Below are 8,378 nucleotides of genomic sequence, written 5' to 3' on the forward strand. Positions count from 1 at the left end.
GTACACCTTGGTCCCCAGGAGCGCTTCGATCTGAGTGCGGGCCTTGGTGCCGATCTCCCGCAACCGCGACCCGCCCTTGCCGATCACGATCGCCTTTTGCGAGGGCCGTTCCACGAACAAACTCGCGTGGACGTCCAGCATGGGATTGTTCGCGGGGCGGCCCTCGCGCTCGGTGGCTTCGTCAACGACCACGGCCAGCGAGTGCGGCAATTCGTCCCGGACACCTTCCAGGGCGGCCTCCCGGATGAGTTCGGCCATCATGGTGATTTCCGGTTCGTCCGTGAGCTCCCCGTCCGGGTACAGCGCCGGTGATTCGGGCATGAGGCTCACGAGCAGCGCCGCGAGTTCCTCGACCTGGAAGCCGTCCTTGGCGCTCACGGGAATCACGTCGCCCCATCCGGCGTCGGACCGGTCCGAACGAGGCTTTTCGTTGCCGGGGGCGGCGTTCGACGACGCCGCGCGGCGGCGGCGTCGTTGCTCGCGCTGGGCCTGTTCTTCGGCCATGACCTCGCGGCCGAGTTCGGTGACCGCCACCAGCTGCTCGGCGAGCCGGTCGCGGGGCACGGAATCCGCCTTGGTGACAATGGCGACCACGGGGTTGCGTCCGGCCGCGGCGGCAACTTGCTGAGCGATGTATCGGTCACCCGGGCCGACCTTTTGATCCGCCGGGATGCACAGGCCGATCACGTCCACCTCGCCCAGGGTCTCGGCCACAACGTCGTTGAGGCGCTGGCCCAACAGGGTGCGGGGGCGGTGGAGCCCGGGAGTGTCCACCAGGATGAGCTGACCATCAGCACGGTGGACGATGCCCCGAATCGTGTGGCGGGTGGTCTGGGGGCGGTTGGAGGTGATGGCGACCTTGCGCCCCACCAGGGCATTGGTCAACGTGGACTTCCCCACGTTGGGGCGGCCCACGAACACGGCGAATCCCGCGCGGAACTGCTGTTCGGGGGTGTCGTGATGAACCTCAGACATCTCCATGTCCTTTCGCAAAGCGTTGGGCGGGGTTATTTCATGGTTTCGACGGGTGCCTCGTGCCCCAGAAACTCTTCGAGCAAATCCCGCTGCAGGGTGAACATGGCTTCTCGCTCGGTGTCTTCCACGTGGTCGTGTCCGAGCAGGTGCAGCATGCCGTGCACGGTGAGCAGGCACAATTCGTCCTGCGTGCTGTGGCCGGCGGCCTCTGCCTGGCGTTGTGCCACGGGCGGGCACAGCACGATGTCTCCCAGGACACCCAGGCTCGGTTCGGTGACCGTGCCGGCGCGCAGCTCGTCCATGGGGAAGGACATCACATCGGTGGGGCCGGGCAGATCCAGCCACTGCATGTGCAACTCGGCCATTTGTTCCTCGTCGACCACCGAGATGGACAGTTCGGTGTCCGGGTGGATGTGCCAGCGCGTGAAGGCGAGGTCGGCCAACGCCGTCAGTTGCTCCGGATCCACTGCGCGGTAGGACTCGGGGAAGGTCGTTTGTTCTTCCGGGGTTTCCCACGGTGTGTCGATCGAGACGCTCATGAGGGCTCTTGGCCTGGCTCGGCCGTGGTCGAGGCGGCCGCGCGGCGCTCGTCCTTGCGGCGGCGTCTTTCGTTGCGATGCCGATTGGTGGTGTCGAACTGCTCGTAGGCGGAGACGATCTCGCCCACCAGTTCATGGCGAACCACGTCTTGGGCGGTGAGTTCACAGAACGCGATGTCGTCGATGTTCTGGAGCACGTGCTGAACCTGACGCAGGCCCGATGACGTGCTGCCGGGGAGATCCACCTGGGTGACGTCACCGGTGACCACGATGCGCGAGCCGAAACCCAAGCGCGTGAGGAACATCTTCATTTGCTCCGGCGTGGTGTTCTGAGCCTCGTCCAGGATCACGAACGCATCATTGAGGGTGCGCCCGCGCATGTAGGCCAACGGAGCCACTTCAATGGTGCCCGCCTCCATGAGACGAGGGATGGACTCCGGGTCCATCATGTCGTGCAGCGCATCGTAGAGCGGGCGCAGGTAGGGGTCGATCTTGTCGTTGAGCGATCCCGGCAGGAAGCCCAAGCGCTCGCCGGCCTCCACCGCGGGCCGGGTGAGGATGATGCGGTTGACCTCTTTGGACTGCAGGGCTCGTACGGCCTTGGCCATGGCCAGGTAGGTCTTACCGGTGCCGGCCGGGCCCACACCGAAGACCACGGTGTGCTCGTCAATCGCGTCCACGTAATGCTTCTGGTTCACGGTCTTGGGTCGGATGGTCTTACCGCGGGTGGACAAGATACTCGTGGCCAACGCGCTGGCGGGGCGCATGCCCTCGGCTTCGCGGAGCATGCGGGTCACGCGCATCACGGTCCGTTCCGTGATGTCGGTGCCGCGCTGGGCAAGCACCACGAGCTCTTCGAGCAGGGCCGCGGCCGAACGGGTGTCCTGCACCGGCCCGTCCAAGGCCACATCCATGTCACGCACGGTGATACGCACGTTCGGATAACTCTGTTCCAGCAGGCGCAGGGTGGCGTCCGCCTGGCCCAGGGCGCGCAAAGCGGTGTCACGGTCGGGCATGTGCACCACAACACGCGTGTGGCCTTCGTGGTCTTGGGGTTGCAGTTCGTCCCCGGATACATGATCAGTCATTGGGGTCCAGCCTACCGCTCGTTATGTTGCAGGTTGATAACGGTTTCACCCAGGACGCACTTCGGGGTTCATCGCCGCCCCTACCTGTGGGTATGTTGGTCCACCGGTACCCGTCACGGACGCTCTCTGCCCGCAACGCGTCCGTGCAGACATTGACGACAGCTCTACCGGGATGGTGAATTCATGGACTCGAGGCATAACTATGCCCGCAGGACCGTCACCATCGCCTCGGCAGGTCTTGCCGTGACCCTGAGCCTCGCCGCGTGCGGGTCAGCTGCTGACCGCGCCACCAATGCCTCCAGCGCCGCGCCCAGAATCGCCTCCGCCCCCGTGAGCACGGACGGCGTGTACGAGGGCGTCGCCACCGAGCAGGCACCCGTGTACTGGGCCGGGACCGATGAGCAGTCGCACTACCTGTTCCGTGAATTCCGCACCGCGCCCGCCGCGGACACCGCGGACCCCGTCGCGGAAGCGGTTGTCATGATGACCAGCCTTGAACCCTTGGACCCGGATTACCGGTCCCTGTGGTCGGCCGTGGAGTCCGTGGGCACATCCGTTTCACCCGACGGCACAATCACCGTTGATCTCCCCGTCACCGCGTTCGCCGGTCAGCTCCCCGCCGACGACGCCGAGCTGGCCCTCCAGCAACTGGTGTACACCGTGTCCGCGGCCGCCGTCACCGCGGGGCTGCTTGACGCGGCCACCGCCAAGGAAGTCCGGATTCTGGTGGACGGCCAGCCCGATTACAAGGCCTTCGGCTCGGTGGACCTGCAGGATCCCATCTCCCGTGACGCGTCCATGGCCGCCCCGGTGTGGCTGATCGATCCGCAAACGGGAACCGAGTCCGGCTCGCCCCTGACCCTGTTCGGTCGAGTACTTCCGGAAATCGCATCCGCCACGTGGGAAGTGATCCCCGCTGACGGTGATGAGGCCGTGCAGTCCGGTGAGATCGCCGAGCCAACGGAAACTCCCGCTTCCTCAGCGGGTACGGAATTCAAGATACCCGTGGACCTGCCCGCCGGTGACTACACGGTCCGCGTGACCGGCAGCCCCAAGGACGAGGAGCAGGTCTCCGACGACCATACGGTCACCATCGTGGCCGACTAAGCCGACAGTCAACTCCACCGGCCGGTCAAGGCACACAACGCCGCAAGAGCCGCGGGCCCCGCGGTCGAGGCACGCATCACCTCGCGGCCCAGTTTCAGAGCGTGTGCGCCCGCCGCGGTGAAGTGTTCACGTTCGTGCTCACTGATGCCACCCTCGGGCCCCACGATCAACCCAATGGATGTCGCGGCGGTGAGTTCCTCGGCTCGCAGGGCGCCCCAGGAGGTCTCCGCCGACTCGTGCAACACGAACCAGCGCGTCTCGGGAGTGCTCCGGATCAGGGCGGTCAGGCCGGTGGAGTTCACGTGGTCTCCGAGCTCGGGCCAGCGGGCACGCCGGGACTGCTTGGCCGCGGCGGCCACCGTGGACTCCCATTTACCCAGCATCTTGGCGGCCCGCTCGGCCTTGAGTCGCACAATGCTGCGATCCGCCTGCCACGGAATCACCCGGTCCACACCGAGCTCCGTGGCGCTTTCGGCCGCTTGGAGATCCCGGTCTGCCTTGGCCAGGGCCTGGACCAGGATGAATTCGGTGTCCGGCGCCGGTTCGTGCGCCACTGCGGCCACCCGCACCGTCATCGCATCCTTCTCACCGCGCAGGAATTCACAGGCCGCACGGGTTCCGTGACCGTCCACGAGTTCCAGGGTCTGCCCGGCCCGCAATCTGCGCACGGTCACGGCATGGCGGGCCTCGGCGCCGGTGAGGTCGAAGTCCGCACCGGCGGTTGCCGCGCTCAGTTCACCGCGGTCGACAAAGAAGACCGGGTCCGTCACAGATCGTTGAACCGGTCCTTGAGCCGGGAGAAGAAACCGCCGGAGGACGGAGCGTTCACGGTGGTGGCGTCCGAACGACGCTCGCTGCGCAGTTGCGCCAATTGTTCGAGCAACTCGCGCTGTTCGGAATTGAGATCCTGAGGGGTGTCCACCTCGATGTGCACCTGCAGATCACCGCGGCCTTTACCGCGCAGGTGTGTGACACCCAAGTCATCGAGGGTCACGGTGGCACCCGATTGGGTGCCCGCTGCGACGTCGACGTCGCGGGCGCCGTCGAACGTGTCCAGCTGGACCGTGGTGCCCAACGCGGCCGAGGTCATGGGAATGCGGATGCGCGCGTGCAGGTCGTCGCCTTCGCGGTGGAAAGTGGGGTCTGGGTCGACCTTGAGTTCCACGTAGAGGTCGCCGTTGGGTCCCCCGGCGGTGCCGGCTTCGCCCTGACCCGACAGCCGGATCCGGTTACCGGACTGGATTCCCGCGGGGATCTTGATCGTCAGCGGACGACGATCGCGCACGCGCCCCTCGCCGTAGCACTCGTGGCAGGGGTTCTCGATCACGGTGCCGAATCCGTTACAGGTGGCGCACGGCGCCTGGGTGGTGACCACGCCCAGGATGGACTGCTTCTGGTACTGCATGTGTCCGGAACCTCGGCACATGGAACAGGTGGTGGGGCTGGAGCCCGGTTGGCAGCACGAGCCCTGACAGGTGGGGCAGACGACCGCGGTGTCCACGGTGATGTCCTTTTCCACACCGAACACGGCGTCCTTGAGGGACACGCGCACGTTGATGAGCGCGTCCTGGCCCTGCCGGGTTCGCGATTGGGGGCCGCGCTGGCCCGCGGCGCCCGCGCCCTGGAAGAACGTTTCGAAGATGTCCGCGAACCCGAAGCCGGAGCCGGGGAAGCCCCCGCCGAAGCCGGTGTCGGTTCCGTTCTCGTTTCCGGTGGCGTCGTACACGCGGCGCTTCTCGGGGTCCGCCAGGACGTCGTTCGCGTGGGAGACGCGCTTGAACTCTTCGGCGGCGTCCGGGGAGGGATTCACGTCCGGGTGCAGTTTACGGGCCTTCTTGCGGTAGGCGCGCTTGATCTCTTCCGGGCTGGCATCCCGGGTCACGCCCAGGGTTTCGTAGTGATCGCTCACGATGGAATCGATTCTTCTTTCGTCAGTGTGTAGTACTCAACGCGAATGGGGAACGCTGCCACGGTGGGCGCGGCTACTCCCCCAGCGTGTGGGACAAATAGCGGGCCACGGCTCGCACCGCGGCCATGGTGGAGGGGTAGTCCATGCGGGTGGGGCCGACCACTCCCAGTTTGGACACGGATTGCGGGCCGTAGCCGGTGGCCACCACGGACGTTTCCGCCAGCGGGTCATCGGTGCTGTCCGAGCCGATGCGTACGGCCACACCGCGGGCGTCCTGTTGCATCTCTGACAACAATCGCAGCATGACCACTTGTTCCTCAAGTGCTTCGAGGACTGGTCCGATACTGAGAGCAAAATCACCACTGAAGCGGGCCAGGTTGGCCGTGCCGGCCATGACCAGCCTGTGGTCCTCCGACGACGCCGCCAAAGCACCGAGTGCCTCCGCCACCACGGTGCCCGCCTCGACCAGTTCCGCGGGCAGGCGTTGGGCCGTCCCGGAGGCGGCTGCCTGGACGTCCCGCAGTGACCGTCCGACCACTCCCGCCAGTACCCGCGCCCGCAACTCCATGAGCTCGTGCTCGAGTAGCGCGCGGTGCAAGTCCACGACCCGCTGCAGCACCCTGCCGGAGGTGGGGATGAACACCACGAGCAACGAGGTACCACCCACGTCCACGAGTTCCACGTGGCGCACGGTGGTTCCCGACGCCGCGGGGTATTGAATGAGTGCCACCTGGTGGGTCAGCTGCGCCAGAAAGCGCACGGTCCGTTCCATGGCGTCGTCAAGGTCGCTGGCACCGTCCAGGAAGGACTGGATCGCCCGTTTCTGGGGCGATGACAACGGCCGGAGGGAGGCAATCTGGTCCACGAAGGTCCGGTACCCCTTGTCCGTGGGAATGCGGCCCGAGCTGGTGTGCGGGGCCACGATCAGGCCCTCTTCTTCCAAGGCGGCCATGTCATTGCGGACCGTGGCCGAGGAAACGCTCAACTGATGCCGTTCCACGAGCGCTTTGGATCCCACGGGCTCTCGTGAATGGACGTAGTCCTCCACGATCGCCCGCAAAATTTCGGCTCTGCGCGGTTGGCTCACTCGCTTCACCTCCCCGGCATGGACGGAATTCGGACATGAATCAGGACAGTGACTGTTCCTGGCACTCAACGGATGACAGTGCTAATTGTTTTCAGTGTACCTCCGAGGCGCCAACGCGCCATTTGGTACGCTCGCGGCTGATCATCCATCCCACACGTGAGGACAGCGCATCGTGAGAGCATCCGGTTGGAACTGGGGCCCGCAGGACCTGAGTAGTGCCTCGGTTGCGCGCACCGGCCCCGTGGCGCGAAACACCGCGTTGGAACCGGGCATGGTCCTGGAGGATGCGCAGACCGGTTGGGTGGGTGCCGCGGTCAGCCTGGAAACCATTGGCGGCATGCGCGTGGTGGGTTTGGAGGACCGGCGCGGCAAGATCAAGACCTTCCCGCTGGGCCCGGGTTTCCTGCTGGACGGAGAACCGATCAACCTGGGCCCGCCCGCGCGCAAGACCGGTCCTCGGAAGCCCGCCCGCACCCGATCCGGCTCCGTGGCCGTTGAGGGTTTGCGTGCACGTGTGGCCAAGGAGTCCCGCATCTGGGTGGAGGGCTATCACGACGCCGAACTGGTCGCCAAGGTCTGGGGGCATGACCTGGCTGTGGAGGGCATCGTGGTGGAACCGCTCCACGGAATCGACGACCTGCCGACCGCGGTCCGCGACTTCAACCCCGGCCCCGAGCGGCGCCTGGGCGTTCTGGTGGACCATCTGGTCACAGGCTCCAAGGAATCCAAGATCGCCGCGAACGCGCTGCGCGTACCCGGTGCGCGGGACAATGTGCTGGTGCTGGGCCATCCGTACGTGGATATTTGGCAGGCCGTGAAGCCGTCGGTCCTGGGGTTGGCCGAGTGGCCGGTGATACCACGCGGAATCGACTGGAAAACCGGCATGGCCAAGGCACTGGGTCTGCCCCACAAGACTCCCGCGGACATCGGTCAGGCCTGGCAGGCGATCCTGGCCCGGGTGGATTCCTATGCGGATCTGGAACCGTCGCTGTTGGGACGGGTCGAGGAACTCATCGACTTTCTGACGGCCCCCCGGTAACGAGGCCACCGCTGCGGATTCGCGGGGCCACAGGTCCGCGGATCCTGGTGGTGCGACTAACACCGGCGTCTCAGCGTGGGGCCAGTATCGAGACCTTAGAATGAATCGAAGATTTCCGGCGCAGTGATACTTGGCACTACGGGCTCGTGGCCCCGAAAAGAGATATGTAGTGGTTGATCAACCCCCCTCCCGATCCGGTTCGCGACCGGTCCCCGCAGACAGCCCCCCGTTCGAACGCGTTCCCGCTCGGGCCGAGCCCTTGGACATCTCCCAGGACAAGCAGTTCGCCACCCTCGCGCACCTGGGCGGTGTGGTCGGGGCACTACCCAGCTATGTGATTCACCGCACCCTGGGCGAGCGCGGGCCGTTCACCCGACAGGAGTCCCGGGAAGCGCTCAACTTCTCCCTGTTGCCCACCGTGATCATCCTGGTGGGCATCGGACTGTCATTGATTCCCGCGGTCGGTTGGATCTTTGCCCTGATTGCCTCCCTCACCTGGGTGGTCCTGGCCGCGCAATCGGTGATCGCGGGGATCAAGGTCAACCAGGGTGAGCCCTACCAGTACCGCGGCAACACCCACATGTTCGACAGACTGCAGGCCGACCGCGCAGCCAGGCCCTGAAGGGCTCCTTAG

9 protein-coding genes are annotated in these 8,378 nt (G+C 65.9%); 3 read left to right on the plus strand and 6 right to left on the minus strand.

What is annotated here, in order from left to right; translation table 11 throughout:
- The 3 genes from Q4E95_RS08575 to Q4E95_RS08585 form a co-directional block, all read right to left on the minus strand.
- Positions 1-975 (minus strand): GTPase Era (locus Q4E95_RS08575; protein ID WP_303382905.1); only part of this gene is annotated, 975 nt, incomplete at its 3' end.
- Between the two features lie 32 nt (positions 976-1,007).
- The gene (gene ybeY, locus Q4E95_RS08580; protein WP_303382906.1) at positions 1,008-1,514 is read right to left on the minus strand and encodes an rRNA maturation RNase YbeY; all 507 of its coding nucleotides are present in this window, start codon (positions 1,512-1,514) and stop codon (positions 1,008-1,010) included.
- Positions 1,511-2,530: a PhoH family protein gene (locus Q4E95_RS08585; protein WP_303382914.1), complete on the minus strand. Its 1,020-nt coding sequence runs from the start codon at positions 2,528-2,530 to the stop codon at positions 1,511-1,513. The genes ybeY and Q4E95_RS08585 overlap by 4 nt, the downstream gene beginning before the upstream one ends.
- Before the next feature lie 255 nt (positions 2,531-2,785).
- Between Q4E95_RS08585 and Q4E95_RS08590 the strand changes: the two genes are divergently transcribed.
- Positions 2,786-3,709 carry a GerMN domain-containing protein gene (locus Q4E95_RS08590; RefSeq protein WP_303382907.1) on the plus strand — a complete coding sequence of 308 codons (924 nt, stop codon included), beginning with the start codon at positions 2,786-2,788 and terminating at the stop codon, positions 3,707-3,709.
- 8 nt (positions 3,710-3,717) lie between these two features.
- On the opposite strand, the gene Q4E95_RS08595 is transcribed toward Q4E95_RS08590, so the two are convergent.
- The 3 genes from Q4E95_RS08595 to hrcA form a co-directional block, all read right to left on the minus strand.
- On the minus strand, positions 3,718-4,479 hold the full coding sequence (locus Q4E95_RS08595; protein WP_303382908.1) for a 16S rRNA (uracil(1498)-N(3))-methyltransferase: 762 nt from the start codon (positions 4,477-4,479) through the stop codon (positions 3,718-3,720).
- Positions 4,476-5,618, minus strand: a complete 1,143-nt coding sequence (dnaJ, locus tag Q4E95_RS08600; RefSeq protein ID WP_303382909.1) for a molecular chaperone DnaJ — start codon at positions 5,616-5,618, stop codon at positions 4,476-4,478. Before dnaJ ends, Q4E95_RS08595 begins: the two co-directional genes overlap by 4 nt.
- Positions 5,619-5,691: 73 nt before the next feature.
- Positions 5,692-6,705 carry a heat-inducible transcriptional repressor HrcA gene (gene hrcA, locus Q4E95_RS08605; RefSeq protein WP_303382910.1) on the minus strand — a complete coding sequence of 338 codons (1,014 nt, stop codon included), beginning with the start codon at positions 6,703-6,705 and terminating at the stop codon, positions 5,692-5,694.
- 172 nt (positions 6,706-6,877) lie between these two features.
- Between hrcA and Q4E95_RS08610 the strand changes: the two genes are divergently transcribed.
- Both Q4E95_RS08610 and Q4E95_RS08615 read left to right on the plus strand, forming a co-directional pair.
- A complete protein-coding gene (locus Q4E95_RS08610) occupies positions 6,878-7,744 on the plus strand; it encodes a DUF3097 domain-containing protein (RefSeq protein ID WP_303382911.1) in 867 nt (288 codons plus the stop codon).
- Positions 7,745-7,913: 169 nt separating this feature from the next.
- Entirely contained in the window at positions 7,914-8,366 is a 453-nt protein-coding gene (locus Q4E95_RS08615) for a DUF4870 domain-containing protein (RefSeq protein WP_303382912.1), read from the plus strand.
- Positions 8,367-8,378 lie beyond the last annotated feature (12 nt).

The sequence above is a fragment of the Kocuria sp. genome (assembly GCF_030536815.1).
Lineage (GTDB): Bacteria > Actinomycetota > Actinomycetes > Actinomycetales > Micrococcaceae > Kocuria > Kocuria gwangalliensis.